We start from the raw sequence: 26,738 nt of genomic DNA on the forward strand, positions 1-26,738 counted from the left end.
GCGCGTCTGATGGCCGTCAATCTGGTCAATGTCGAGGCAGTCAGCAAGGTGTACGGAACCCGTACCCTGCTCGACGGCATCTCCCTCGGCGTATCCGAGGGGGACCGGATCGGTGTCGTCGGCCGCAACGGCGACGGCAAGACCACCCTCATCCGCATGCTCGCCAAGCTGGAGGAGCCCGACACCGGCCGGGTCACCCAGAACAGCGGCCTGCGCATGGGCGTACTCACCCAGCACGACTCCCTCGATCCCGCGGCCACCATCCGCCACGAGATCATCCGGGACATGGCCGACCACGAGTGGGCCGGCAACGCGAAGATCCGCGACGTGCTGACAGGCCTCTTCGGCGGCCTGGACCTGCCCGGCTTCGGGCAGGGCCTCGACACCGTCATCGGCCCGCTGTCCGGCGGCGAGCGCCGCCGCATCGCGCTCGCCCAGCTGCTCATCGCCGACCAGGACCTCCTGGTGCTCGACGAGCCCACCAACCACCTCGACGTCGAGGGCATCTCCTGGCTGGCCAAGCACCTCCAGGAGCGCCGCTCCGCGCTCGTCTGCGTCACGCACGACCGCTGGTTCCTGGACCAGGTCTGCACCCGCATGTGGGACGTGCAGCGCGGTGACGTCCACGAGTACGAGGGCGGCTACAGCGACTACGTCTTCGCCCGCGCCGAGCGCGAGCGGATCGCCGCCACCGAGGAGTCGAAGCGGCAGAACCTGATGCGCAAGGAGCTGGCATGGCTGCGCCGCGGCGCCCCCGCCCGCACCTCCAAGCCGCGCTACCGCATCGAGGCCGCCAACGAGCTCATCGCCGACGTGCCGCCGCCGCGCGACACCTCCGAGCTGATGAGGTTCGCCAACGCCCGCCTGGGCAAGACCGTCTTCGACCTTGAGGACGTCACCGTCCAGGCCGGACCCAAGACGCTGCTCAAGCACCTCACCTGGCACCTGGGCCCCGGCGACCGCGTGGGTCTCGTCGGCGTCAACGGCGCCGGCAAGACCTCCCTGCTGCGCGCCCTCGCCGAGGCCGCCCGCACGCAGGGCGAGGTCCAGCCCGCGGCCGGTTCCGTCACGGTCGGCAAGACCGTCAGGCTCGCCTACCTCTCCCAGGAGGTCGGCGAGCTCGACCCCTCGCTGCGGGTCCTGGAAGCCGTCCAGCGCGTGCGCGACCGCGTCGACCTCGGCAAGGGCCGTGAGATGACGGCGGGGCAGCTGTGCGAGCAGTTCGGCTTCACCAAGGAGAAGCAGTGGACGCCGGTCGGCGACCTCTCCGGCGGTGAGCGGCGCCGGCTGCAGATCCTGCGCCTGCTGATGGACGAGCCCAACGTCCTCTTCCTCGACGAGCCCACCAACGACCTCGACATCGAGACCCTGACCCAGCTGGAGGACCTCCTCGACGGCTGGCCCGGCTCGATGATCGTGATCTCCCACGACCGGTTCTTCATCGAGCGCACCACCGACACGGTGATGGCGCTGCTCGGCGACGCGAGCCTGCGGATGCTGCCGCGCGGCCTGGACGAGTACCTGGAGCGCCGCCAGCGGATGATCGAGGCCGCGGCCCCGGCGCCCGTCGCCGCCGCGAAGTCGACCGCCTCGGGCGACGCCCGCGCGGCGAAGAAGGAGCTGCAGAAGATCGAGCGGCAGCTCAACAAGATGGCGGACCGGGAGAGCGGCCTGCACGCCCAGATCGCCGAGAACTCCACCGACTTCGACAAGGTCGCCAAGCTCGACGCCGAGCTGCGCGAACTGATCTCGGACCGGGACGAGTTGGAGATGCGCTGGCTGGAGCTGGCGGAGGAGGCGTAGGGGGTGTCTGGCGGATGTCCGCGGCGAGAGCGCGTGCCGGGCGTCGCGACACCGCGGACATCCGTCAGGCGTCACCTAGGGCCGCCGGATTTCCACTGGCCGGATAACGGCGGCGTCACGGGCCGGTCCTCCCTTGGGAACAGGGGGCGGACCGGCCCGATGTATGGGCGCCGTGAGTGATAGAAAGGTCATCCTCCCCACCACCCGACGCCGAAGGTAAGCGCTGATGACCGAGCCGCCCCAGCCGCCGAACCAGCCGCCGACACCTTCCGGTTACGGCCACCTGCCCGGCCCGCCGCAGCCCGGTTACGGGTACCCGCCGGCCGGCGGCCAGAACCCGTACGCCCAGCAGCCCGCGCAGCAGCCGCCGTACGGCCAGCAGCCCCCCGGCGGGGGCTACGGCTTCCCGCCGCCCCCGCACATGCCGCCCGGCGTCCCGATGGGCGCCCCCGGGATGCCGCCGAAGAAGCGTGCGGCGGTGCTGATCGCGGCCGCCGTCGCCGGTGTGCTCGTACTCGGCACCGGCGCGTACTTCGCCTTCCTCAAGGACGACGACAAGGGCACCGACAAGCCCGTCGCGCAGGGCTCGACGCCCGCCGACGACAAGCCCTCCGCCTCGGCGTCCGTGGACAGCGGCGACGGCAGCGGCAACGGCGCGGGTGCGCAGGGCGACCTCAACGCCGGCCGCAAGCAGGGCGAGGACAAGGTCCTCTGGCTCAAGACCAACAAGATCGACGGCCCCGGCTCGGGCGTCGACACCAAGGGCCAGTGGGTCGTCGGCGACACCGTCGTCAAGTCCGCCTGGAAGTCCCTCACCGGCTACGCGGTGGCCGACGGCAAGGAGAAGTGGACCCTCGCTTTCCCCGCCGTGATCTGCGCCCTCACCGGCCAGACCACCGCGGACGGCAAGACCGTCGTCATGTACAAGGACGGCGAGTCCGACTCCGCCAACTGCAACCAGATGCGGCTGGTCGACCTCAGGACGGGCAAGGAGGGATGGTCGCACGAGGTGCCGAAGGAAGGCCTCTTCGACATCTTCACCTCCCCGAACCTCGCCATCACCGGCGACACCGTCGCCGTCAACCGGCTCGGGCAGACCAGCGCCTTCAAGGTCAGCACCGGCGACAAGCTCTTCGGCTCCAACCAGTTCGAGGGCTGCAAGCCCAACGACTACGCCGCCGGCAACGGCAAGATGATCGCCATCGCGGGCTGCCAGGACGGCGACCGCACGGTCGAGGTCCAGGACGCCGACCCGGTCACCGGGAAGAAGACCTGGAGCTACCGGCTCCCCAAGGGCTTCAGGGTCACCAGCGTGTACTCGGTGGACCCGATCGTCCTCGACCTCGGCAACGACGAGAAGAAGGAACGCTCGATCATCGTCCTCGGCCCCGACGGCAAGCAGCGCGCCACCGTCTCCGGCCAGGGCAGCTTCGCGGTCAACTGCGGCGCGGGCTTCGACCGCTCCCTCCAGGCCTGCGGCACCTCCTCCGTCGACTCCAACACCCTGTACCTGCGCACTTCGGCCGACGGGACCAAGGGCAACGAGCTCGTCGCCTTCGACCTGGGCACGGGCAAGGAGAAGTGGCGCACCCCGGCGGGCCAGGGCCGCACCCTCGTCCCGATCAAGGCCGCCGGCGGCCAGGTGGTCGTCTACCGCCAGGCCGAGTACGACAAGGGCGGCGAGATCCTCACCATCCCGGCCGGCGGGGGCACCCCCACCGCGGTCCTGCGCAACCCGTCCGGCCCCGCCGCTCCGATCGAGAGCTCCTTCCACTCCCCGAGGATCGACTACGTGGACGGGCGGTTCTTCCTGTCCGCCTCGCGCCTGCTGGCCCAGGGCAAGGACGAGAAGTTCCTGATGGTCTTCGGCAAGTGAACGAGTCCACCGAGCGCCCACCGAGAGGCAGTAGACCCCCCAGATGAGTACCCCGAGTACCCCGCCGCCGCCCAACCAGCCGCCCTCCGGTGGATTCGGCGCGCCGCAGGATCCCCCGCCCGGCGGTTTCGGTGCGCCCACGCCGCCGCCGGCGCCGCCCGTACCGCCGACGGCCCCGCAGCCGCCGGCCCAGCCCCCGGCCGCCCCGGCGCAGCCGCCGACCGCCCCCGCGCAGGCCGCGTACGGCTACCCGCAGGCCGGCTACGGATACCCGCAGCAGCCCGGCAGCCCGCAGCCGTTCGGCGCGCCGACCGCGCCCATGCACGCGGCCCAGGCCCCGGCCCCGGGCGGGGCGGCGGCCGGCAACGCCGTGCGCACCCAGCTGATGATCGTCGGCGCGGCCCTGCTGGCCATCGTCCTCATCGTGGGCGGCGGCTTCTGGTACGTCTCCGAGGACGACAAGGGCGGCTCCACCGGCGTCAGCGCCGACGGCGGCCAGGGCACCTCTCCCGACGGCAACAAGGGCAAGGGCGGCCAGGCCGCCGCCCTCGGCAGCGAGAAGCCGCCGGCCAACCCCAAGTCGAAGACGCTGTTCAACGCCCCGATGCCGAAGCCCGAGGACATGGTCACGGTCCGCGGCTCCTGGATCACGGACACCACGTACATCAAGTCCGACATGGCGAAGGTCGTCGGGTACAACCTGGTCGACGGCGGCAAGAAGTGGGAGACGCCGCTCCCGGCCAACATCTGCGCGGCCACCTCGTTCGTCTCGGACAACAAGACCGCCATCATGTTCGACGAGGCGATGCCGACCGCCGAGCGGAAGTACCCGCAGTGCACGCAGGTCGGCGTCATCGACCTGAACACCGGCAAGCTCCTGTGGTCCGCCACCACCAAGTCCCAGACCAGCGGCGACAAGAACGTGGTCTTCGCCGAGGTGACCCTCAGCGGCCAGACCGTCGCCGCGGGCGGCCTCTACGGCGGCGCCGCCTGGAACCTCGCCGACGGCAAGCCCCTGTGGACGCCCAAGGTCGACGGCGAGGGCTGCTACGACCTCGGCTACGGCGGCGGCCCGTCCCTCGCGGTGATCCGCAAGTGCGGCCGCAGCCCGAACCAGACCCTGTACGCGCAGACGCTCGACCCGGCGACGGGCGCGCCGAAGTTCTCGTACAAGCTCTCCCAGGGCATCGAGTGGGCGAGCATCGTCTCCACCAAGCCGCTGGTCGTCTCGGCCAACATCAACAACACGGCCAAGAACGCCACTGGCGTCAGCGACCTCTTCGTCGTCGACGACGCGGGCCAGCTGAAGGCGCGCATCCCGCTCACCTCCGGCAACTTCAACCCCAAGTGCGGCGGCACCGAGGTCGAGAAGTGCGTCAACATGGTGGTCGGCAACGGCAAGATCTACATGCCGTCGTACGAGCACCAGGGCTCGGCGGAGGTCGGCAAGACCAACGAGATCATCTCCTTCGACCTGGAGACCGGCAAGCAGACCACCGACCGCGCGGACGCCGGTGAGCGGTACAAGATCATGCCGCTGCGCATGGACGGGTCGAACATCATCGCGTACAAGATCCCCCCGTACGACAAGGGCGGCCAGATCGTCTCCATCGACACGGCGACGATGAAGGAGACCGTCCTCATGGTGAACCCGGCGGACAAGGCCTCGCAGCGCGCCGAGACCCAGTACCCGCCGGAGAGCGCCGAGTACCGGTACCACAACAACAAGCTGTTCATCGCGCGCCCGTCGGTGCGCAAGTCCTCCTACGACAGCGGCGACCCGGAGTACCTGTTCGTCTCCTTCACCGCCAGCTGATCCGCACCGCGCACATCCGGAAAGCCCCCGAACGGTCCGTACCGTTCGGGGGCTTCTCGTCGGTATCCGCCTCGCGCCGTCGAACAAGCGTGTAGCTTGCCGGGTCAGAAGGGTCGGGGGTGGGTGCCTTAATGGGCGTACGGGTCATGGTGGTCGACGAGCACCGGCTGCTGGCCGAGGCGCTCGCCTCGGCCCTGAAACTGCGCGGACACCGGGTCCTCGCGGCGGCCGCCCCGGCCGCGGGCGCCGCCGAACTGGTCATCAGCCGCGCCCCGGAGGTCTGCCTCCTGGGCACCGCGACCCCGGCCGAGCCCGGGGTCTTCGAGCCGATCGTGCGGATCAAGCGGGAGCGCCCGCAGATCGCCGTGGTCGTGCTCGGCCCGGTGCCGAGCCCGCGCGGGATCGCCGCGGCCTTCGCCGCCGGCGCCTCGGGATACGTACGGCACGACGAGCGCATCGAGGGCGTCGAGCGGGCCTTGGCCAAGGCGCGCGCCGGAGAGGTCGCCATCGCCCCGCAGTTGCTCCAGGGGGCCTTCGCCGAACTGCTCAACCCCACCGCCCAGCCCGACGACGAGGGCAGCAGGCTGCTTCGGCTGCTCACCCCGCGGGAGGTCGAGGTACTGGTCAGGGTCGCCGAGGGCGAGGACACCCGGCTCATCGCCGCGGGCATGGCCATCGCACCGAGCACCGCGCGTACGCACGTGCAGCGGGTGCTGATGAAGCTGGGCGTGGGTTCACGGCTGGAGGCGGCCGCCCTGGCCGCGCGCACGGGTCTGCTGGACCGGGCGGGGCCGGTGTCCGGGGCCGCGCAGCTCTGAGGATTTCCCCGGCGGGAGCGAATCGGGTATCCAGTTCCAGCACGCGCAATCCGTGTGCGCCCCCGCACGAGAGGCAGTGGAGCGTTGAGCAAGTACCTGGTGACCGGCGGCGCCGGCTATGTGGGCAGCGTCGTCGCGGCGCACCTCCTGGAGGCGGGCCACGCGGTCACGATCGTCGACAACCTCACCACCGGCTTCCGCACCGGGCTCCCGGCAGGCGCCGAGTTCATCAACGGCCGGATCCAGGACGCGGCCGAATACCTGGACTCCTCCTACGACGCCGTCCTGCACTTCGCGGCCTCCTCGCAGGTCGCCGAGTCCGTGGCCAATCCCGGCAAGTACTGGGACAACAACGTCGGCGGCACCCTGGCCCTGCTCACCGCGATGCGCGCGGCGGGGGTGCGCAGACTGGTGTTCTCCTCGACCGCCGCCACGTACGGCGAGCCGGCCGGGGGGCTGCTCACCGAGACCTCGGTGACCGAGCCGTCGAACCCCTACGGTGCCTCGAAGCTGGCCGTCGACCAGATGATCGCGGGGGAGTGCGCGGCGCACGGCCTGGCCGCGGTGTCCCTGCGCTACTTCAACGTGGCGGGCGCGTACGGGGAGTTCGGGGAGCGGCACGACCCCGAGACCCATCTGATCCCGCTGGTGCTGCAAGTGGCGCTGGGCGAGCGGGAGTCGATCTCGGTGTTCGGCGAGGACTACCCGACCCCGGACGGCACCTGCGTCCGCGACTACATCCACGTCGCCGACCTGGCGCAGGCGCACCTGGCCGCGCTGCGGGTCGCCGCCGAGGGGGAGCACCTGATCTGCAACCTCGGCAACGGCAGCGGTTTCTCGGTCCGGGAGGTCATCGAGGCCGTCCGCCGGGTCACCGGGCGGGAGATCCCCGAGATCGTCTCCCCGCGCCGCCCCGGCGACCCGGCGGTGCTCGTGGCCTCCGCGGAGACGGCTCGCGTGAAGCTCGGCTGGACCCCGACCCGCTCGGACCTCAACGGCATCGTCACGGACGCCTGGAACTTCGCGCTCAGCCAGCGCTCCTGACCACTCGCGACGGCTCCTGAGCTCTCCTGACGGCCCTGCCCGCGCGCATCGCCTCCTGTTCCACCCGCCCCCGGCGCAACTCGGCGCCGGGGGCGCGCGTGTGCTCGGTGTGCGCCGTTCGGGGGCGCTGTGCGCGGGCGCCCGGCGTGCACACGCCGGGTGAAACGCGCAGCGTGCAACTGCCGGTGGCACGGGCCCTGCCGGAATCGGCCTTCCGGGCCTTCCGGGCAGTCGAATTCAAGCCACCATAAAGCCCGTTCAGGACCGCCCCGCCGGAAAATCCCTGGGAAAACTTCTGCTATTCGGCCAACCGTGTGCGACCCCCGGCCCTACGCTGATGCGTGACACCGGTGGGGGCCGGTGTTGATTCAGGGGTCGAGACAAGTCGGGTACGACGTCCGGTCCGGGGTAGTTGCAGAGGTGTCACGGCGGCGGCCGCGGCGGCTGCGGACCACCCGGTCCGGGCGCCGTACCCGCCGCCGTCCGTTCCCCGACCCTTGGGGGTTTTGTGGTTCGTATCCGTGTTCTCGTCGTCGACGATCACCGCATCTTCGCCGAATCCCTGGCCGCCGCGCTCGCGGCCGAGCCGGACGTGGACGTGTCCGCGGCCGGCAGCGGTCCCGCCGCCCTGCGCTGCCTCGAACGCGCGGCGGCCGAGGGCCGCCGCTTCGACGTCCTGCTGGTCGACGCCGACCTCGGCGCCGTCGTCGGCGCCGTGCCCGCGCAGCGGGAGTCCGGCTCCGGCCCGGGCGCCGGCCCGCCGCCCGGCTCCGACGGGATCGCACTGGTGGCGGGCGTACGCGTGTCCCATCCGGGGGTCCGCACCGTCGTCCTGGCCGAGCGGGACGACCCCCGCCGGGCCGCCCTGGCGCTCCAGGCGGGGGCCTCCGGCTGGGTGGCCAAGGACTGCTCGCTCTCGCGGCTGCTGGCCGTCATCCGCGGGGTCCTGCGCGAGGAGACGCACCTGCCGCCCGCGCTGCTCACCGGAGTGCTCCGGGAGCTGACCGCGGCACGCAAGCACCGTACGGACAGCGAGCGGCTCGTGGAGTCCCTCACCCCGCGCGAACACGAGGTGCTGCGCTGCATGGTGGCGGGGCTGGGCCGCAAGGACGTGGCCGCGCGGCTGTTCCTGTCCCCGCACACCGTCCGCACCCACATGCAGAACGTGCTGGGCAAGCTCGGCGTGCACTCGACGCTGGCGGCGGTGGCGCTGGCCCGGCGGGCCGGCGTGCGGCCCGCGGACCTAGCCGGGGATGTTGTCGAACGGAGCGGTCAACTGGCGTAGCAGCGCGGCGAGGTCGCCGCGCTGGGTACGCGAGAGCTGGGCCAGGATCGCCCTCTCCTGGGCCAGCAGTCCCGCCAGCGCCTGATCGGCGCGGTCGCGGCCCTCGGCCGTCAGCCGGACCAGGACCCCGCGCCGGTCGCTGGGGTCGGGCAGCCGCTCGACGAGGCTCTTCTTGGCGAGGCGGTCGATGCGGTTGGTCATGGTGCCCGAGGTGACCAGGGTCTGGGTCAGCAGCTGGCCCGGGGAGAGCTGGTACGGCGCCCCGGCCCGCCGCAGCGAGGTCAGCACGTCGAACTCCCACGGCTCCAGGCCGTGCTCGGAGAAGGCCAGTCTGCGCGCGCGGTCGAGGTGGCGCGCGAGCCTGCTCACGCGGCTCAGCACCTCGAGCGGTTCCACGTCGAGGTCAGGGCGTTCCCGCCGCCATGCCGCTACCAGTCGGTCGACCTCGTCCTCCATGTCGATCAGTGTAAGGGGTCTGTCGATGTGAAGTCTCTTCATGTCAAGTATCTCGTGATCATGTTTCTTGACGTCGAGATATATTCTGCGCGACCATGGGGCATGGAGGTGGCCGGAACGGCTTCCGCTTCCGCCCGCCCCACCAGTAGGGAGGCTCGAACATGCATTCCGATACCGCCTCGGCCAGGATCCCCGCCCCCACGTCCTCATCCACCTCCACAGCGCCATCCGCCCCGACCTGGGACCCGCAGCAATACCTCCGACACGCCGGCCACCGAACCCGGCCCTTCCTGGACCTCCTGACCCGCATACCCGAGCTGCCCACCCGGACCGCCCGGATCGCCGACCTGGGCTGCGGCCCCGGCAACGTCACCACCCTGCTCGCCGAGCGCTGGCCCGAGGCCCGCATCACCGGCTTCGACCTCTCCCCCGAGATGCTCCACCGCGCCGACGGGGAGTACGCCGGCCCCACGCGCGGCGGCGGCAGCCTCGACTTCCGCCGGGGAGACCTCGCCGACTGGCTCCCCGAGGAGCCGTACGACCTGATCGTCTCCAACGCCGCCCTCCAGTGGGTCCCCAGCCACCCCGGCTCCTTCGCCGCCTGGACCAACGGCCTGCGCCCCGGCGGAACCTTCGCCTTCCAGATCCCCGGCAACTACGGCGCCCCCAGCCACCGGCTCCTCGCCGACCTCTGCGACACCCCGCGCTGGCGGGCCCGGCTCGCCGGACACGGGGCCCGCTACATCCACCTCCTGGAACCCGCCGAGTACCTGGAACGGCTGACCGAGCTCGGCTGCACCGTCGAGGTGTGGGAGACGACGTACTACCAGCTCCTCGAAGGCCCCGACCCCGTGCTGGACTGGGTCAAGGGCACCGCCCTGCGGCCGGTGCTCACCGCCCTCGGCGACGACCACGAGGCCGTCACCGCATTCCTCGCCGAATACCGCGACCTGCTGCGCGTGGCCTACCCGCCCGGGCCGCGTGGCACCGTGTTCCCGTTCCGCCGCATCTTCGCCGTCGCCCGCAAGGAGGCATGACCGTGCTCAGCGCCATCGACCACATACAACTCGCCGCGCCACCCGGTTCGGAGGACAGACTCCGGGCCTACTACCAGGACGTCCTCGGCATGACCGAGATCCCCAAGCCGCCCGTCCTCGCGGCCCGCGGCGGCTGCTGGTTCGCCGCCGGACCCGTACAGCTCCACCTGGGCATCGAGGAAGACTTCCGGCCCGCCCTCAAGGCCCACCCGGGGCTCCGGGTCACCGGCATCGAGGCGTACGCGGGCAGGCTGGAGGAGAAGGGCGCCAAGGTCGTCTGGGACGACAACCTCCCGGGCCACCGGCGCTTCTACTCCGAGGACCCCGTGGGCAACCGGCTCGAATTCCTGGAGCCGCACGCGGGGTGAGCCCACCACGCGACGCGACGGCGCCCCGCCACCCGGACCGGGTGACGGGGCGCCGTCGCGTACACACCCACTCGTACGGGGCTCAGCTCTTGCGGTGGCCCACCAGCCGGGGCTTGGACTCCAGCCCGTCCAGCCCGTGCCAGGCCAGGTTCACCAGATGCGCGGCGACCTCCGCCTTCTTCGGCTTGCGGACGTCCAGCCACCACTGCCCGGTCAGCGCCACCATCCCGACCAGCGCCTGCGCGTACAGCGGCGCCAGCTTCGGGTCGAAGCCCCGCGCCTTGAACTCCAGGCCCAGGATGTCCTCGACCTGCGTGGCGATATCGCTGATCAGCGAGGCGAAGGTGCCCGTGGACTGGGCGACGGGGGAGTCCCGCACGAGGATCCGGAAGCCGTCCGTGTACGACTCGATGTAGTCCAGCAGCGCGAACGCCGCCTGCTCCAGCAGCTCCCGCGGGTGCCCGGCCGTCAACGCGCCCGTCACACCGTCCAGCAACTGCCGCATCTCCCGGTCCACGACGACCGCGTACAGACCCTCCTTGCCGCCGAAGTGCTCGTACACCACCGGCTTGGACACCCCGGCCTTCGCCGCGATCTCCTCCACCGAGGTGCCCTCGAAGCCCTTCTCGGCGAACAGGGTCCGACCGATGTCCAGCAGTTGCTGGCGCCGTTCCGCGCCCGTCATCCGAACCCGGCGGCCGCGCCTGGGCTTGTCGCTGCTGGAAGTACCGCCGTCGATCGCCACGCCCCCCATCATGCCGCGTTCGACTCGTATTCCCTGCGCCGGGCATCGATGCGGGCCGCGGACGGCCACCGCACGTCGGAGGCCCAGCCGGCCTGCTCGAACCAGCGGATCAGCCGCGCGCTGGAGTCGACCTGGCCGCGCAGCACACCGTGGCGCGCCGAAGTCGGGTCGGCGTGGTGCAGGTTGTGCCAGGACTCCCCGCACGACAGCACCGCGAGCCACCAGACGTTGCCGGAGCGGTCACGCGACTTGAAGGGCCGCTTGCCCACCGCGTGACAGATCGAGTTGATCGACCACGTCACGTGGTGCAGCAGCGCGACCCGCACCAGGGAACCCCAGAAGAACGCCGTGAACGCCCCCCACCAGGACATCGTCACCAGACCGCCCACCAGCGGCGGGATCGCCAGCGAGAACATCGTCCAGAAGATGAAGTCCCGCGAGATCCGCCGGATCGCCGGGTCCTTGATCAGATCCGGGGCGTACTTCTGCTGATCGGTCTGCTCCTCGTCGAAGAGCCAGCCGATGTGCGCCCACCACAGGCCCTTCATCAGCGCCGGGAGCGTCTCCCCGAACCGCCACGGCGAATGCGGGTCGCCCTCGTGGTCGGAGTACTTGTGGTGCTTGCGGTGGTCGGCCACCCAGCGCACCAGCGGCCCCTCCACCGCCATCGACCCCATCACGGCCAGCACGATCCGCAGCGGACGCTTCGCCTTGAAGGAACCGTGCGTGAAGTAGCGGTGGAAGCCGATGGTGATCCCGTGGCAGGCCAGGAAGTACATGAACACCATCAGGCCGAGGTCCAACCAGCTCACCCCCCAGCCCCAGGCCAGCGGGATCGCCGCCAGCAGCGCCAGGAAGGGAACGGTGATGAACAGCAGGAGCGCGATCTGCTCGATGGACCGCTTGTTCTCGCCGCCGAGGGTCGCGGACGACTCGGACGGATCGGAGGGCGCGGAGGCGCCCTCGATCAAATCGGGGCTGGTGGTCATGGGTGATTTTCCCCTGGGGGTGAGGTCGGCAGGCGTGGATCACGGACCCTACGGACCCGTAACCTACGGCAACGTAAGTATGGCAAAGCTCCGGCCTGCGGCAAGGGGAGCACGACCGCCACCACGCCGACCGGGCACGCCCCCGTCCCGCCTGGTGACACGTATACCGAGGCACGAGGACGGGACACCTATCCTGGTGTCGTCGGACAGCGCGGTCCGCACGGGCAGTCCCGAGCTGCGCATCAGGAGCGGCCACCGCCGCGCGCACCCGGGCGCCCACCTCCCAGTAGCGCTCGAACACTGCAAGGAGCCGCACCTGTGAGCAGTGCTGACCAGGCCCCCGCCCGCACCACGGAAGCCGCCGCGAACGCAGAGCTGCGCGCGGACATCCGCCGCCTCGGCGACCTCCTCGGCGAAACCCTCGTACGCCAGGAGGGCCAGGAACTCCTCGACCTCGTCGAACGCGTCCGCGCCCTCACCCGCACCGACGGCATCGCTGCCGCCGCGCTGCTCGGCGACACCGACCTGGAGACCGCCGCCAAGCTGGTGCGCGCCTTCTCCACCTACTTCCACCTCGCCAACGTCACCGAGCAGGTGCACCGCGGCAAGGAACTGCGCGCCCACCGGGCCGCCGAGGGCGGGCTCCTCGCCCGCACCGCCGACATGCTCAAGGACGCCGACCCCGAGCACCTGCGCGAGACGGTCAAGAACCTCAACGTCCGCCCCGTCTTCACCGCGCACCCCACCGAGGCCGCCCGACGCAGCGTCCTGAACAAGCTGCGCCGCATCGCCGCCCTGCTGGAGGAGCCCGTCACCGGCGCCGGCGAGCGCCGCCGCCACGACCTGCGGCTCGCCGAGAACATCGACCTCGTCTGGCAGACCGACGAACTGCGCGTGGTCCGCCCCGAGCCCGCCGACGAGGCCCGCAACGCCATCTACTACCTCGACGAGCTGCACGCCGGCGCCGTCGGGGACGTACTGGAGGACCTGGCCGCCGAGCTCCAGCGCGTCGGCGTCGAGCTGCCCCCCGGCACCCGCCCGCTCACCTTCGGCACCTGGATCGGCGGCGACCGCGACGGCAACCCCAACGTCACCCCCGAGGTCACCCGGGACGTGCTGATCCTCCAGCACGAACACGGCATCACCGACGCCCTGGAACTCATCGACTTCCTGCGCGGACTGCTGTCGAACTCCATCCGCTACACCGGAGCCACCGAAGAGCTCCTCTCCTCCCTCCAGGCCGACCTGGAGCGCCTCCCCGAGATCAGCCCGCGCTACAAGCGGCTGAACGCCGAGGAGCCCTACCGCCTCAAGGCCACCTGCATCCGGCAGAAGCTCGTCAACACCCGCGAGCGCCTCGCCAAGGGCATCCCCCACGAGGAGGGCCGCGACTACCTCGGCACCGCCGAACTCCTCACCGACCTCACCCTCATCCAGAGCTCCCTGCGCGAGCACCGCGGCGCACTCTTCGCCGACGGCCGCATGGACCGCACCATCCGCACGCTCGCCGCCTTCGGCCTCCAGCTCGCCACCATGGACGTACGCGAGCACGCCGACGCCCACCACCATGCGCTCGGCCAGCTCTTCGACCGGCTCGGCGAGGAATCCTGGCGCTACGCCGACATGCCCCGCGACTACCGCGGCAAGCTGCTCGCCAAGGAACTGCGCTCGCGCCGCCCCCTGGCCCCCACCCCGGCACCCCTCGACGCCGCCGGACACAAGACCCTCGGCGTCTTCGGCGCCATCAAGGACGCCTTCGAGAAGTTCGGTCCCGAGGTCATCGAGTCCTACATCATCTCGATGTGCCAGGGCGCCGACGACGTCTTCGCCGCCGCCGTCCTGGCCCGCGAAGCCGGACTCATCGACCTGCACGCCGGCTGGGCCAAGATCGGCATCGTCCCGCTCCTGGAGACCACCGACGAGCTGCGCGCCGCCGACGTCATCCTCGACGAGATGCTCGCCGACCCCTCCTACCGGCGCCTCGTCTCCCTGCGCGGTGACGTCCAGGAGGTCATGCTCGGCTACTCCGACTCCTCCAAGTTCGGCGGCATCACCACCTCCCAGTGGGAGATCCACCGCGCCCAGCGCCGGCTGCGCGACGTCGCCCACCGCTACGGCGTACGCCTGCGCCTCTTCCACGGCCGCGGCGGCACCGTCGGCCGGGGCGGCGGCCCCTCGCACGACGCGATCCTCGCCCAGCCCTGGGGCACCCTGGAGGGCGAGATCAAGGTCACCGAGCAGGGCGAGGTCATCTCCGACAAGTACCTCGTGCCCTCGCTGGCCCGCGAGAACCTCGAACTGACCGTCGCGGCGACCTTGCAGGCCTCGGCCCTGCACACCTCCCCGCGCCAGTCCGAGGACGACCTGGCCCGCTGGGACGCGGGCATGGACATCGTCTCCGACGCCGCGCACGCCGCGTACCGGGAGCTCGTCGAGGACCCGGACCTGCCGGCGTACTTCTTCGCCGCCACCCCGGTCGACCAGCTCGCCGACCTGCACCTCGGCTCGCGCCCCTCGCGCCGCCCCGACTCCGGCGCCGGCCTCGACGGCCTGCGAGCCATCCCCTGGGTGTTCGGCTGGACCCAGTCCCGCCAGATCGTCCCCGGCTGGTACGGCGTCGGCTCGGGCCTCAAGGCCCTGCGCGAGGCCGGCCAGGGCGACTCGCTCACCGAGATGGGCAAGCGCTGGCACTTCTTCCGCAACTTCCTGTCCAACGTCGAGATGACGCTGGCCAAGACCGACCTGCGGATCGCCCGCCACTACGTCGACACCCTCGTGCCCGAGCACCTCAAGCACGTCTTCGCCCGGATCGAGGCCGAGCACGAGCTCACCGTCCGCGAGGTCCTGCGCATCACCGGCGGCGAGAAGCTCCTGGACTCCAACCCGGTCCTCCAGCAGACCTTCTCCGTCCGCGATGCCTACCTGGACCCGATCTCCTACCTCCAGGTCTCCCTGCTGGCCCGCCAGCGCGCGGCGGCCGAGCGCGGAGAGGAAGCGGACCCGATCCTCTCCCGCGCCCTGCTCCTCACCGTCAACGGCGTCGCCGCCGGCCTGCGCAACACCGGCTGACGGCCTGCCGTACGCATGACAGGGCCCCCGCACCTTCCTGGTGCGGGGGCCTCGTCGTTGCGGAGCTACGGGACTCAGCCCGCGGCGCCGGCCTTGCGGCGGCGGGTCACCAGCACGGCGCCCGCACCGATCAGCGCGGCGGCCATCGCGGCGATCAGGCCGACCGGTGCGTCGGAACCGGTCTTCGCCAGGTCACCCCCGCCGGTGGTACCGCCCGTCGCGGGGACCGAACCGGTCGGAGCCGGGGAGGAGGCCGACGGCGACCCGCTCGGCGGAACCGAGGTGGAGGTGCTGGGCGAGACCGAGGTGGAGACCGAGGTGGAGACCGAGGGCGAGACCGAGGTCGACGCGCTGGCCGAGGGCGAAGCCGAGGTGGACGGCGACTGCGACGGGCTCGGCGACGTGGTCTTGGCCGGGCAGGTGTGCGACAGGTTGAACCACTGGAGCGCACCGCCCTTCAGCTCGGCGACGGCGTAGACGAGCTTGGCACCGGGCGCGGAGGCCACGTACGCCTGGTTCGGGTTCTTGGCGAAGGTGGTGGTCACCAGCTTCTCGCCGCCCTCGAACTGCACGGTGAGCTTCACGAAGGAGATGCTCTTCGGGCTGCCCGGCGCGACGAAGTGCCAGCCGTCCTGGGACTCCGGTATGTCGGCGCACTTGGCTTCCTTCTCACCGAAGGAGGCCGCCGTGATGGGAAGCGGCTGGTGCAGCGGAACGGTGTACGAGTCGGTGGCGAGGGCCGGAGCCGCACCCGCGGCGAGGACGAGCGAGGACGCGGCGACGGTGAAGGCGGCGCGCTGGATCCTGGAAAGGGACATTGGAGTACCTCTGACACTGATGAGGACGGAGAGCCGTGGGGGGCGGCGCTCAGCTTCGTGACAGTGCGCCGCCCCGGTCAAGAGGTACTCGTCAGTATTCGTACGGGCTTGGGGGCTCGTGATCGGGTTTGTCCGAAGTAACGATCGGCACACGCCCCCGACCGGTCAGGAGTTGTACGCCGACTGGGCGCGCTCCAGACCCTCCGTGATCAGGCTTTCCACGGAGTCGGCCGCCCGGTCCACGAACCACTCCAGCTCCTTGCGCTCCGTGGAGGAGAAGTCCTTGAGCACGAAGTCCGCCACCTGCATACGGCCCGGCGGACGGCCGATGCCGCACCGGACCCGGTGGTAGTCCGGACCCATGGACTTCGTCATCGACTTCAGCCCGTTGTGGCCGTTGTCCCCGCCGCCCAGCTTCAGGCGCAGCGTCGGGTAGTCGATGTCCAGCTCGTCATGGACCGCCACGATCCGGTCCAGGGGCACCTTGTAGAAGTCGCGCAGTGCCGTCACCGGGCCGCCGGACAGGTTCATGAAGGACATCGGCTTGGCCAGCACCACCCGGCGGTTCGCGGGGCCGGGCGGGCCGATGCGCCCCTCCACCACCTGCGCACGGGCCTTGTGCGCCTTGAACTTCCCGCGCATCCGCTCCGCCAGCAGGTCCGCGACCATGAACCCGATGTTGTGGCGGTTGCCCGCGTACTCCGGCCCGGGGTTCCCGAGACCGACGATCAGCCAGGGCGCTGCGTCGTCCGCGTCCGACATCAAAAGCTCCTTATACGAGAACGACCGCCGTCCCGCTCCAGTGGAGCCGGACGGCGGTCGGTCAGCAAGTGCTGAGGGGGAAGGGCGAGGCTCAGGCCTCGGCGCCCGCTTCCTCGGCGGCCGGCTCCTCGGCCTGCGGGGCGACGACCTGCAGGACGGCGATGTCACCGTCGACGGCCAGCGTGGTGCCGGCCGGCAGGACCAGGTCCTTGGCGTGGATGGTGGCGCCGGCCTCGAGGCCCGCGATGGAGACGGTGACCTCGGTCGGGATGTGGGTGGCCTCGGCCTCGACGGAGATGGTGTTCTGGAGGGTCTCCAGCATGTTGCCGCCGGCGGCCAGCTCGCCCTCGGTGACGATCGCGACGTCGACGGTGACCTTCTCGCCCTTCTTGACGATCAGGTAGTCGACGTGCGAGATGGAGCGCTTCAGCGGGTGCTTCTGCACGGCCTTCGGGATGACCAGCTCGGTGCCGTCGCCCGCGATGTCCAGGGTGATCAGGACGTTCGGGGTGCGGAGCGCCAGCTGCAGGCCGTGGCCCTCGACGTTGACGTGCTTCGGGTCCTGGCCGTGGCCGTAGATGACACCGGGGACCAGCGCGTCGCGACGGGCCTGGCGGGCGGAGCCCTTGCCGAAGGTGGTGCGGAGCTGGGCGGAAAGCTTGACCTCGGACATGCTCACTCCTCGTGGGGTGACGGAAAACGGACGAGTCACCCGGCCGGAACGGCCTGCTACGAAGAGCGCGTCGATAACGGAGAGCCGGTACCAAAAGGTACGGCCTCCCTCGCCGAGCAACTCGCAGAGTCTACCCGGCGGGGAGGCCGTACTTCAAAAGGATCTTCTGTGGTCCCGGTTACCGCTGCTCTTCGTTACTGCTGCTCTTCGAAGAGGCTGGTGACCGAACCGTCCTCGAACACCTCGCGCACCGCGCGGGCGATCATCGGGGCGATCGACAGGACCGTGATCTTGTCGAGCTCCAGGTCGGACGGATCCGGCAGGGTGTTCGTGAACACGAACTCGCTGACCTTGGAGTTCTTCAGGCGGTCGGCCGCCGGACCCGACAGGATGCCGTGCGTGGCCGTCACGATGACGTCCTCCGCGCCGTGCGCGAAGAGCGCGTCGGCGGCGGCGCAGATGGTGCCACCGGTGTCGATCATGTCGTCGACCAGGACGCAGACGCGGCCCTTGACCTCACCGACGACCTCGTGGACGGTCACCTGGTTGGCGACGTCCTTGTCGCGGCGCTTGTGCACGATGGCCAGCGGCGCGTCCAGGCGGTCGCACCAGCGGTCGGCCACGCGCACGCGGCCGGCGTCCGGGGAGACGATCGTCAGCTTGGTGCGGTCCACCTTGGCGCCGACGTAGTCCGCGAGGACCGTCAGGGCCGAGAGGTGGTCCACCGGGCCGTCGAAGAAGCCCTGGATCTGGTCCGTGTGCAGGTCGACCGTGAGGATGCGGTCGGCACCCGCGGTCTTCAGCAGGTCCGCGACCAGGCGCGCCGAGATGGGCTCGCGGCCCTTGTGCTTCTTGTCCTGGCGGGCGTACCCGTAGGACGGGACGATCACGGTGATGGAGCGTGCCGACGCGCGCTTGAGCGCGTCGATCATGATCAGCTGCTCCATGATCCACTTGTTGATCGGAGCCGTGTGGCTCTGGATCAGGAAGCAGTCCGCGCCACGAGCCGACTCCTGGAAGCGGACGTAGATCTCACCGTTCGCGAAGTCGAAAGCCTTGGTCGGCACGAGGCCGACTCCCAGCTGGTGTGCGACCTCCTCGGCCAGCTCGGGGTGGGCGCGGCCGGAGAAGAGCATGAGCTTCTTCTCGCCGGTCGTCTTGATCCCGGTCACAGCACTGTCTCCTCAGACGTGGGAAAGCTGCTCGCCCCCGTGCGCGTCCGTCCCGCACACGGTGAGCCAGCCGAATTGCGTGCACCTATCACGGTACGCCGTCTGCGGCGTACCCGTTTCCGGTCAGTTCACCTCAGCGTTCGCCGGAGTCCTCGTGGACCGCCGACTGGGCCGCTGTCGCGGCGGCACTTCCCGGACGCTTGCGGGCCACCCAGCCCTCGATATTCCGCTGCTGGCCACGGGCCACGGCCAGCGCGCCGGGTGGCACATCCTTCGTGATCACCGAGCCGGCGGCCGTGTAGGCGCCGTCCCCGATGGTGACGGGAGCCACAAACATGTTGTCCGAGCCCGTCTTGCAGTGTGAGCCGACGGTCGTGTGGTGCTTGTGCTCGCCGTCGTAGTTCACGAAGACGCTCGCAGCGCCGATGTTCGTGTACTCACCGATCGTCGCGTCGCCCACGTACGACAGGTGGGGCACCTTGGTGCCCTCGCCGATCGTCGCGTTCTTCATCTCCACGTACGTGCCGGCCTTGGACTTGGCCCCCAGGTTCGTCCCCGGACGCAGGTACGCGAAGGGTCCGACCGAAGCCGACTCGCCGATCACGGCGGTGTCGGCCACCGTGTTGACGACGGTGGCGCGCGGCCCGACGCGGGTGTCCTTCAGGCGGCTGTTCGGGCCGACCTCGGCCCCTTCGCCGATGTGGGTCGCGCCGAGGAGCTGGGTGCCCGGGTGCACGACGGCGTCCTGGCCGAAGGTGACCGTCACGTCGACGAGCGTGCTGGCCGGGTCGACGATCGTCACGCCCGCGAGCATCGCGCGCTCCAGCAGGCGTGCGTTGAGCAGCGCGCGGGCCTCGGCGAGCTGGACGCGGTTGTTGATGCCGAGGATCTGGCGGTGGTCGGCGCCGACGGCCGCGCCGACGCGGTGGCCGGCCTCGCGCAGGATGCCGAGTACGTCCGTGAGGTACTCCTCGCCCTGGCTGTTGTCGGTGCGGACCTTGCCGAGGGCCTCGCTCAGCAGGGCGCCGTCGAAGGCGAAGACCCCGGAGTTGATCTCGCGGATGGCGCGCTGGGCGTCGGTGGCGTCCTTGTGCTCGACGATGGCGGTGACCGCCCCGTCGGCCGCGCGGACGATGCGTCCGTACCCGGTGGAGTCCGGCACCTCGGCGGTGAGCACGGTGACGGCGTTGCCGTCGGCGGCGTGCGTGGCGACGAGGGCGCCGAGGGTCTGGCCGGTGAGCAGCGGGGTGTCGCCGCAGACGACCACGACCGTGCCCTCGACGGTGCCGCCGAGCTCTTCGAGCGCCATGCGGACGGCGTGCCCGGTGCCGTTCTGCTCGTGCTGGATCGCGGTGCGGACCTCGGCGTCGATCCCGGCGAGGTGCGCGACGACCTGGTCGCGGGCGTGTCCGACGACGACGACGAGGTGGGAGGGGTCCAGCTCACGGGAGGCGGCGACGACGTGACCGACGAGCGAGCGCCCGCTGATCTCGTGCAGAACCTTGGGTGTGGCCGACTTCATGCGGGTGCCTTCACCCGCTGCGAGTACGACGACGGCTGCCGGGCGGTTGGCGCTCACGGGTGTGCCCTTCGGCTTCGGGTGGTGGACCCGTGAAGGATACCGGTGGGTCAGAGCCCGGAAACGAGGCCGGGTCCCGACCCTTGACGGTCAGGACCCGAACGTGCGGAGCTCCCGGAGAAGGATTCGAACCCTCATTCAATGGACCAAAACCATTTGTCCTGCCCTTAGACGATCCGGGATGGTTCGCCCTCTATGTCCGATTCTCGTGATCGAACTTCGATGCAGCCCCTACTATGCCGCACCACCAGCCTTCAATGCGACGGTACAGACCGGCGCTTTGGAGCACGCGAATGGCGAGGCAGCCGTAGTAGTTCTGTCCGGTGTTCTTGCGGGTGGTCTTCGGGTTGTGCCGCTTCAGGGTGGTCTTGAGAAACTGGCCGGGAGCGGCCCCGGTGAGTTCCGCCCAGAATTCCTCCGCACCCGTGACGTCGGCCGACTCGTGGATCGTGAGGGCGAACCGCAGGTGCTCGGCTCCTACGTCGAGCAGGCGTAGCCACGCGAGGTAGACGCTCACCATTCCCGGGTCGCTGTTCACGAAGACCGCACGTTCGCGGCGGTCGTAGGGCTTGTCCTTGCTGCCCTCGGACCAGTAGAGGCCGACCCCCAGCAGGAAGAGCTCGCGTTCGGCGAGGTCGCCGATTTCGGCGGCCGCGTCCTGCTTCACCCGGCGGCGGTCCTCGTCGCGGACCTCCAGTGTCCGTTCCCAGCCCCGCCGCGCGATGGCCGAGGCCTCCTCGGTGGTGCGTCGCCGCTCCGGCTTCGGGAGGTCGCGGACCCAGAGGGAGATGGAGCTCTTCGAGCAGCCGAGCTCGATCTGGATCTCGTCGTAGGTCATCCCCTTGAGGCGGAGCTCGCGGGCGCGGTCGCGCAGGTCGTCCTTCGCGTTGGGGCGCTTCGTCCATTCGGGTGGGGGCTCGCCCTTCACCAGGGCGTTGAGGATGTTGTTGTTGTGGACGCCGAGGCGGTCGCGGATCTGGCGCAGGCTGAGGCCCTCGCGCCGCAAGGCGATGGCCTGCTCGCGCAGGGATTCGAAGGTCGCGGCTCCGGAGCGGAGGCCGCCGGTGCCGTCGCCGGGGCGACGTCGGATTTCGGTCATGTCGCCAATGTCGTCCGGAATGTGGGATACGGGTCTCGCTGAGCGGTCGATTCCGTCGTATGTGCGATTACCCGGGGTTTGCCGGAATTTCGGTCGCGGCTGTGCAGGCACCCCTGCGTACGCTGGTCGGCATGACCGGTACGGGGGAAGAGCAAGGGGCAGGGCGGGACGGGCCGCTGTGGTGGGAGAGGCGGCGGGGGGCCGCGCTCGACGTGGGGCTCGGCGGGGTCTCGGCCGTCGAGTGCGCCCTGGAGGGGGTGTCGTTCGCCCACGAGGCCGCGGTGCCCGTGGCCGTCGGGGTGATGTTCGGGATCGTGGTCGGGGCCTCGCTCACGCTGCGGCGGCGCTGGCCGATCGCCGTGGTGCTCATCGGGATCGCGGTCTCGCCGGCCGCCATGGGGTTCCTGCTCGGCGTGGTGGGGCTGTACACGCTCGCCACCTCCGAGGTGCCGCGGCGGATCACCGCCATCCTCACCTCGATGTCGCTGGCCGCGACCTTCGTGGTGATGTACATGCGGACCCAGGGGGACGTGGAGGCCGACCGCACGCTCGTGATCGTGCTCTCCGTCTTCATCGCGGTGGCGCTGACCGTGCCGCCGGTGCTCCTCGGCCTCTACATAGGGGCCCGCAGGCGGCTCATGGAGAGCCTGCAGGAGCGGGCGGACTCGCTGGAGCGGGAGCTGTCGCTGCTGGCGGACCGCGCGGAGGAGCGCGCCGAGTGGGCCCGTACGGAGGAACGCACCCGGATCGCGCGCGAGATGCACGACGTCGTGGCGCACCGGGTGTCGCTCATGGTGGTCCACGCGGCGGCGCTCCAGGCGGTGGCGGCCAAGGATCCGGCGAAGGCGGTGAAGAACGCCGCACTGGTGGGTGACATGGGGCGCCAGGCGCTGACGGAGCTCCGGGAGATGCTCGGGGTACTGCGGGCCGAGCCGCCCAAGGCGGTGCCGGCGGTCGCACCCGTGGCGCTCGTGGGGAGCTTCGACGACGGGCCCTCGCTGGGGGAGCTGGAGGCGCTGGTCGGGCAGTCGCGGGCCGCGGGGATGGCCGTCGAGCTGGACGTCCGGGGTGCGGGGGCCGGGTATCCGGCCGAGGTGGAGCAGACGGCGTACCGGGTGGTGCAGGAGGCGCTGACGAACTGCCACAAGCACGCCCCGGGCGCGAAGGTCGTCGTACGCCTGGCCCATCGTGACGGGGAAGTGGCGATGCAGGTGGAGAACGGGCCCTGCGACGGCAAGGCCGCCGAGCCGGGCCTGCCGAGCGGCGGGAACGGGCTGGTCGGGATGCGCGAGCGGGTGCTGGGCCTGGGCGGGGTGTTCGTGTCCGGGCCGACGGACGAGGGCGGCTTCAAGGTCTCGGCGGTGCTGCCGCGCGACAGGGGGTAGGGGTTGTCCGGCGGACGTCCGTGGGGAAGGAGCGGCGTCCGTCCGGTACCCGTTGCGGCTGGAGGAGGGCCGCTACCCCGGGGTGGGGGAGCGGCCTCCCGCGTTGTAGCCGCCGCGGCGCTACGGCGCCGTGGTGAGGCGGATCGGCTGGAGGCCGGTCAGGAGGAGGGTGAGGGCTTCGTCGAGGCCCGCGCCGAGGTACCAGTCGCCGGTGTGGTCGATGCCGTAGACGCGGCCCTCGCGGTCCAGGGCCAGGTGGGAGCCCCCGTCGGCCTCCACGCCCAGCGGGCACAGCTGCGTGGACAGGGCGCGGCCGAGGTCGGCGAAGGTGCGGGCGAGGTGCAGGCCGGTCAGCGGGTCGAGGCGCACCACGGCGGGGGCTATCTGCCGGCCCGGGCCGGGGGCCGTGACCGTGAGGCCGCCGAATTCGGCCCAGGCCTCGACGGCCGCGGGGAAGACGGTGTGCTGGTGTCCGGCCCGGGTGGTGTGGTCCCGGAGTGCGTCGGCCCAGTACTCGGCCTGCTTGATGTCCCAGCGGCCGGGCTCCCAGCCGGCGGTGCGCAGGGCGGAGTCCACGGCGACCGGGAAGCGGGTGGTCGAGGAGCGGTCGTAGGAGGCTGAGGTGGCGGTCATGGCGGCTACTCGGAATGGGAGAGGTCGACGGGGCGTACGCCGAAGTGGGCGAGGAGGGCGTCGCAGGAGCGGCACGGTGGTGCGTAGCTGCCGTGCAGGGGGTCGCCGTCCTCGCGGATGCGGCGGGCGGTGATCTTGGCGTGCTTCAGGGAGCGGCGCGCCTCGCTCGGGGTGAGGGGCTTGCGGGACGCGCGTTTGCTGCGGGCGCCCTCGACGGCGGCGAGGTGGCGGGAGAGCAGGATTGCCTCCGGACAGCGGCCGGTGAAGCGTTCCCGCTGGCCGCTGGTGAGGGTGTCGAGGAAGTCCTGGACCAGGGGGTGGAGCACGGGCGGATGGTCGGCCTTGCCGGCGGTGCCGGTGAGGGTTTCGCCGCGTACGGAGAGCGCGGCGGCGACCGTGGGGAGGATGCCGTCGCGGCGGAAGCGGAGCGTGGGCGCGGCGGGGCGGCCGTCGGTGCTGCTCCAGCGCAGGCGGGGGTCGCCGGCGGTGGCGCCGGGGTGGCCGGTGGTCGTGCCGGGGTGGCCGGTGGTTCCGGGCTGGCCCGGGGGGCCCGGCGTCGCTGTGGCGCCCGTGCCTCCTGAGCCCCCTGATGCGGCGTCGGCCGGTTCTGTGCGTGTTGCCGTGTTCTGCATGGTCGCGCTTTCCCTCCCGTGCCCGCGGTGGTCGCCGCTGTCGCGCACGCCCCCGTGCTGCGGGGACAGCCTGTCAAATGTCCCCTGTCGTGTGGAAGCGGGGTCGAATATTCGTATCAATTCGGATCTTCCCGGCCGTCGTGCCGGTGCCCGCCTCGCAGGCGGGTGACGCTCTTGCCGAACCGCATAGGCTGTGGTGAACCAGCCAGATCCAGCAGGGGGCTACCGCCATGACGACAGGTCGGCTCGGGCAGCAGGCCGCGCCACCCAACGCCGCTTACTCGGGGCAGGTCGTGCATTTCCCGGACCCGGTCCGGGCTGCTCGGCATCCCCACGGAGTACGCATCGACGGGGGCGGGCATCCCGACTTCTCCCCGTACGCCCGCGCGGCGGTGGAGATCGCAGACCCGCCGGAGGGCTTCGGCGTGGACGAGCTGCGGCTGACGGACTGCGTCTCCGCGAACGCCGCCATGCGGGCGGCGGGCCACGAACTGTGGGACACCGTCGGTCCGGTGGCGACCCCGCACGGCTGGACCTGGCACCACGTGGCCGGCACCCGCCGGATGGAGCTGGTCCCGGTCGAGGTGAAGGCGCTGCTGCGGCACCACGCGGGGCTGGCGACGGCGCCCGTGGACCACGACAAGCGCGGTACGCGGCCGTTGCAGGAGGTGCGCCCGGTGCACATCGGGCTGCCGAAGTCGGTGGTCTCGGTGTCCGAGCAGCAGGTGCAGGGCGTCGAGGAGGACCTCGGCTACCGGCTGCCGGAGGCGTACCGCGCCTTCCTGAAGGCGGCGGGCGGCTGCGCGCCGGTGGGCGCGGGCCTCGACGTGGACCTGGGACTGCTGGTGGACCAGCCGTTCTTCACGGTGCGCGAGGAGGCGGCGGTCAACGACCTCGTCTACGTCAACAAGTGTCTGCGGGACCACCTGACGAAGGACTACCTGTGCGTGGCCTTCGCCCAGGGCGGGCTGCTCGCGGTGAAGGTCAAGGGCGAGGGGATCGGCTCCGTCTGGTTCTCCCCGTACGACGACGCACGCGACCGGGACGGCTGGTCGGTGCAGGAGCGCGTGGAGCGGCTGTTGCTGCCGTGCGGTGCCGATTTCGATGCCTTCCTTGAGCGGTTGGCGGGTAATCCGCCGGAGCTGGAGACGGTGGCCGGTCTGATGGTGGACGGCGGATTCGCGCGCTCGGTTCCCGTCGCGGGTCCGGCGGCGACGCCGGTGGAGGGGTGACGGCGCGGTGGTGACGTTCGCACAGGCGCAGGAGCGCGCCGAAGAGTGGATCAACGGGGACGTGCCCGCCTACCAGCACCGCGAGGTGCGGGTGCGGGAGTTCGGGCTCGGGTTCGTGCTGTGGGCCGAGGACCGCGCGGCGGGCCCCGTCTCGGGCGGGGGCCGGCAGCGGCTGGTCATCGCGCGTGACAGCGGGGAGGTGTCGCTGTGGCCCGGGCTGCCGGTGGGTGAGGTGATCCGCCGGTACGAGGAGGAGTACGGGGCTTCGGCCGCGGCCGCGGCTTCGGAGGCCTCGGTCCCGCCGCCGCGGATCGACTCGGAGCAGACCTCGTTCATGCTGAGCCCGCCGGAGTGGTTGCAGGAGGCCGCGGACCGGGCGGGGATCCCGCCGGCGCCCGCGCCGACTCCGGCTCCGGTGCCCGCCCCGGCTGCGGCCCCGGCCCCGGCGCCGGCCCCGGTCCAGGTTCCGGAGCCGGTCCAGGTTCCGGAGCCGGTGGTGGAGGCTCCGGTGCCCGCCCCGGCTGCCGCGGTTGCCGCCGACAGTGCGCCCGAGGCGCCCGGTGCGGCGCAGGCGCCGGTTCCGCTGCGTCGCGGGGGTGAGATCCCGTACGAGCCGACCGCCAACGACGGGGTGCCGGCCGGGGCCACGCCGTGGGCCGGTACCGATGTGAACTCCGGCGCGGACGACGTGTCCGTACCGCTGCCGGCGACGGTGTTCGCGCCGCCGCTGTCCGGGTCCGACCTGGAGGACGCGCCGCGCCCCGGGGTGGCCCCGGAGGCGAAGACGACCCTGATGGCGGGCGGCAGCCAGCTGCCGAAGACCGCCGTCTCGCCCGCGCTGAGCGGCGACATCGCCGACGCGCCGACGAGCAAGGCCCAGGTCGGCCGCCCGGGCCCGGCTGCCCAGCCGGCGCCCCCGGGTCCGCCCGCGCCTGCTCCGGCGCCCGGTGTGCCCCAGCCGCCCGCGCCGCCGGCTTCGCTCGGTGGCGGGCTGGACCATGCCGCGACGATGCTGGCCGGTCCGGCCGTGACCGGTCAGCCGCCCGCGCCGCCTGGTCCGCCGGGAGCGCCCGGTGCCGGCGTGCCCGCGCCGCCCGGTCCTCCGGGTTCGCCGGGTTCGCTCGGTGGCGGGCTCGACCATGCCGCGACGATGCTGGCGGGTCCGGCCGTGACGGGTCAGCCGCCCGCGCCGCCTGGTCCGCCCGGTTCGCCGGGTTCGCTCGGTGGCGGGCTGGACCATGCCGCGACGATGCTGGCGGGTCCGGCCGTGACGGGTCAGCCGCCCGCGCCTCCCGGTCCGCCCGGAGCGCCCGGTGCCGGCGTGCCCGCGCCGCCCGGTCCTCCGGGTTCGCCGGGTTCGCTCGGTGGCGGGCTGGACCATGCCGCGACGATGCTGGCGGGTCCGGCCGTGACGGGTCAGCCGCCCGCGCCTCCCGGTCCGCACGGA

Annotated in this window: 22 protein-coding genes, 1 tRNA gene and 1 pseudogene; 12 read left to right on the forward strand and 12 right to left on the reverse strand. The window is 71.5% G+C overall.

Annotated features, from left to right (window positions below; all coding sequences use genetic code 11):
• Window positions 1-9 precede the first annotated feature (9 nt).
• The 6 genes from ACZ7GJ_RS33645 to ACZ7GJ_RS33670 all read left to right on the forward strand — a co-directional run bounded on the left by ACZ7GJ_RS33645 (window position 10) and on the right by ACZ7GJ_RS33670 (window position 8,642).
• Window positions 10-1,803 (forward strand): ABC-F family ATP-binding cassette domain-containing protein, encoded by a 1,794-nt coding sequence (locus tag ACZ7GJ_RS33645; RefSeq protein WP_470757119.1) that lies wholly within the window; start codon window positions 10-12, stop codon window positions 1,801-1,803.
• Between the two features lie 226 nt (window positions 1,804-2,029).
• Window positions 2,030-3,679 (forward strand): outer membrane protein assembly factor BamB family protein, encoded by a 1,650-nt coding sequence (locus ACZ7GJ_RS33650; RefSeq protein WP_470757121.1) that lies wholly within the window; start codon window positions 2,030-2,032, stop codon window positions 3,677-3,679.
• Window positions 3,680-3,722: 43 nt separating this feature from the next.
• On the forward strand, window positions 3,723-5,495 hold the full coding sequence (locus ACZ7GJ_RS33655; protein WP_470757123.1) for an outer membrane protein assembly factor BamB family protein: 1,773 nt from the start codon (window positions 3,723-3,725) through the stop codon (window positions 5,493-5,495).
• Window positions 5,496-5,626: 131 nt separating this feature from the next.
• Window positions 5,627-6,313 (forward strand): response regulator transcription factor, encoded by a 687-nt coding sequence (locus ACZ7GJ_RS33660; protein ID WP_470757203.1) that lies wholly within the window; start codon window positions 5,627-5,629, stop codon window positions 6,311-6,313.
• An 84-nt stretch (window positions 6,314-6,397) separates the two neighbouring features.
• Window positions 6,398-7,357 carry a UDP-glucose 4-epimerase GalE gene (galE, locus tag ACZ7GJ_RS33665; protein WP_470757125.1) on the forward strand — a complete coding sequence of 320 codons (960 nt, stop codon included), beginning with the start codon at window positions 6,398-6,400 and terminating at the stop codon, window positions 7,355-7,357.
• 508 nt (window positions 7,358-7,865) lie between these two features.
• A complete protein-coding gene (locus ACZ7GJ_RS33670; protein ID WP_470757127.1) occupies window positions 7,866-8,642 on the forward strand; it encodes a LuxR C-terminal-related transcriptional regulator in 777 nt (258 codons plus the stop codon).
• Here ACZ7GJ_RS33670 and ACZ7GJ_RS33675 read toward each other — a convergent pair.
• Window positions 8,601-9,098 (reverse strand): MarR family winged helix-turn-helix transcriptional regulator, encoded by a 498-nt coding sequence (locus tag ACZ7GJ_RS33675; protein WP_470757129.1) that lies wholly within the window; start codon window positions 9,096-9,098, stop codon window positions 8,601-8,603. The two genes, ACZ7GJ_RS33670 and ACZ7GJ_RS33675, sit on opposite strands and share 42 nt — an antisense overlap.
• A 161-nt stretch (window positions 9,099-9,259) precedes the next feature.
• Between ACZ7GJ_RS33675 and ACZ7GJ_RS33680 the strand changes: the two genes are divergently transcribed.
• The gene (locus ACZ7GJ_RS33680) at window positions 9,260-10,135 is read left to right on the forward strand and encodes a trans-aconitate 2-methyltransferase (protein ID WP_470757131.1); all 876 of its coding nucleotides are present in this window, start codon (window positions 9,260-9,262) and stop codon (window positions 10,133-10,135) included.
• Window positions 10,132-10,503, forward strand: a complete 372-nt coding sequence (locus ACZ7GJ_RS33685) for a VOC family protein (protein ID WP_470757133.1) — start codon at window positions 10,132-10,134, stop codon at window positions 10,501-10,503. Before ACZ7GJ_RS33680 ends, ACZ7GJ_RS33685 begins: the two co-directional genes overlap by 4 nt.
• An 82-nt stretch (window positions 10,504-10,585) precedes the next feature.
• Here the strand turns inward: ACZ7GJ_RS33685 and ACZ7GJ_RS33690 are convergent, their stop codons facing one another.
• Both ACZ7GJ_RS33690 and ACZ7GJ_RS33695 read right to left on the reverse strand, forming a co-directional pair.
• Complete coding sequence (locus ACZ7GJ_RS33690; protein WP_365916735.1) at window positions 10,586-11,260, reverse strand: TetR/AcrR family transcriptional regulator; 675 nt, start codon at window positions 11,258-11,260, stop codon at window positions 10,586-10,588.
• The gene (locus tag ACZ7GJ_RS33695) at window positions 11,257-12,237 is read right to left on the reverse strand and encodes an acyl-CoA desaturase (RefSeq protein ID WP_470757135.1); all 981 of its coding nucleotides are present in this window, start codon (window positions 12,235-12,237) and stop codon (window positions 11,257-11,259) included. Before ACZ7GJ_RS33695 ends, ACZ7GJ_RS33690 begins: the two co-directional genes overlap by 4 nt.
• A 318-nt stretch (window positions 12,238-12,555) precedes the next feature.
• On the opposite strand from ACZ7GJ_RS33695, the gene ppc reads away from it, so the two are divergent.
• Window positions 12,556-15,306, forward strand: a complete 2,751-nt coding sequence (ppc, locus tag ACZ7GJ_RS33700) for a phosphoenolpyruvate carboxylase (protein ID WP_470757137.1) — start codon at window positions 12,556-12,558, stop codon at window positions 15,304-15,306.
• A gap of 74 nt (window positions 15,307-15,380) precedes the next feature.
• Here ppc and ACZ7GJ_RS33705 read toward each other — a convergent pair whose 3' ends face one another.
• From ACZ7GJ_RS33705 to ACZ7GJ_RS33735, 7 genes are all read right to left on the reverse strand, one after another.
• Entirely contained in the window at window positions 15,381-16,124 is a 744-nt protein-coding gene (locus ACZ7GJ_RS33705) for an LPXTG cell wall anchor domain-containing protein (RefSeq protein ID WP_470757139.1), read from the reverse strand.
• A 165-nt stretch (window positions 16,125-16,289) separates the two neighbouring features.
• Entirely contained in the window at window positions 16,290-16,886 is a 597-nt protein-coding gene (gene pth / locus ACZ7GJ_RS33710) for an aminoacyl-tRNA hydrolase (protein ID WP_470757141.1), read from the reverse strand.
• Window positions 16,887-16,977: 91 nt separating this feature from the next.
• Window positions 16,978-17,559 (reverse strand): 50S ribosomal protein L25/general stress protein Ctc, encoded by a 582-nt coding sequence (locus ACZ7GJ_RS33715; protein WP_470757143.1) that lies wholly within the window; start codon window positions 17,557-17,559, stop codon window positions 16,978-16,980.
• Between the two features lie 194 nt (window positions 17,560-17,753).
• The gene (locus tag ACZ7GJ_RS33720) at window positions 17,754-18,731 is read right to left on the reverse strand and encodes a ribose-phosphate diphosphokinase (protein WP_053679484.1); all 978 of its coding nucleotides are present in this window, start codon (window positions 18,729-18,731) and stop codon (window positions 17,754-17,756) included.
• A gap of 133 nt (window positions 18,732-18,864) precedes the next feature.
• Window positions 18,865-20,310 (reverse strand): bifunctional UDP-N-acetylglucosamine diphosphorylase/glucosamine-1-phosphate N-acetyltransferase GlmU, encoded by a 1,446-nt coding sequence (gene glmU / locus ACZ7GJ_RS33725; protein WP_470757145.1) that lies wholly within the window; start codon window positions 20,308-20,310, stop codon window positions 18,865-18,867.
• 111 nt (window positions 20,311-20,421) lie between these two features.
• Window positions 20,422-20,492, reverse strand: a tRNA-Gln gene (locus ACZ7GJ_RS33730).
• An 11-nt stretch (window positions 20,493-20,503) separates the two neighbouring features.
• Window positions 20,504-21,409 (reverse strand): hypothetical protein, encoded by a 906-nt coding sequence (locus ACZ7GJ_RS33735; protein ID WP_470757146.1) that lies wholly within the window; start codon window positions 21,407-21,409, stop codon window positions 20,504-20,506.
• Window positions 21,410-21,540: 131 nt separating this feature from the next.
• On the opposite strand from ACZ7GJ_RS33735, the gene ACZ7GJ_RS33740 reads away from it, so the two are divergent.
• Window positions 21,541-22,794 (forward strand): sensor histidine kinase, encoded by a 1,254-nt coding sequence (locus ACZ7GJ_RS33740; protein WP_470757148.1) that lies wholly within the window; start codon window positions 21,541-21,543, stop codon window positions 22,792-22,794.
• Between the two features lie 120 nt (window positions 22,795-22,914).
• Here ACZ7GJ_RS33740 and ACZ7GJ_RS33745 read toward each other — a convergent pair whose 3' ends face one another.
• A complete protein-coding gene (locus tag ACZ7GJ_RS33745) occupies window positions 22,915-23,427 on the reverse strand; it encodes an SUKH-3 domain-containing protein (RefSeq protein ID WP_470757150.1) in 513 nt (170 codons plus the stop codon).
• 5 nt (window positions 23,428-23,432) lie between these two features.
• Entirely contained in the window at window positions 23,433-24,059 is a 627-nt protein-coding gene (locus ACZ7GJ_RS33750; RefSeq protein WP_470757152.1) for a YwqJ-related putative deaminase, read from the reverse strand.
• 230 nt (window positions 24,060-24,289) lie between these two features.
• Here ACZ7GJ_RS33750 and ACZ7GJ_RS33755 point away from each other — a divergent pair, with 230 nt between their 5' ends.
• Both ACZ7GJ_RS33755 and ACZ7GJ_RS33760 read left to right on the forward strand, forming a co-directional pair.
• Entirely contained in the window at window positions 24,290-25,291 is a 1,002-nt protein-coding gene (locus ACZ7GJ_RS33755; protein ID WP_470757154.1) for an SMI1/KNR4 family protein, read from the forward strand.
• 7 nt (window positions 25,292-25,298) lie between these two features.
• A pseudogene (locus ACZ7GJ_RS33760) lies at window positions 25,299-26,738 on the forward strand (SUKH-4 family immunity protein); the annotation flags it as partial.

This window comes from Streptomyces sp. NPDC037242, assembly GCF_055604165.1.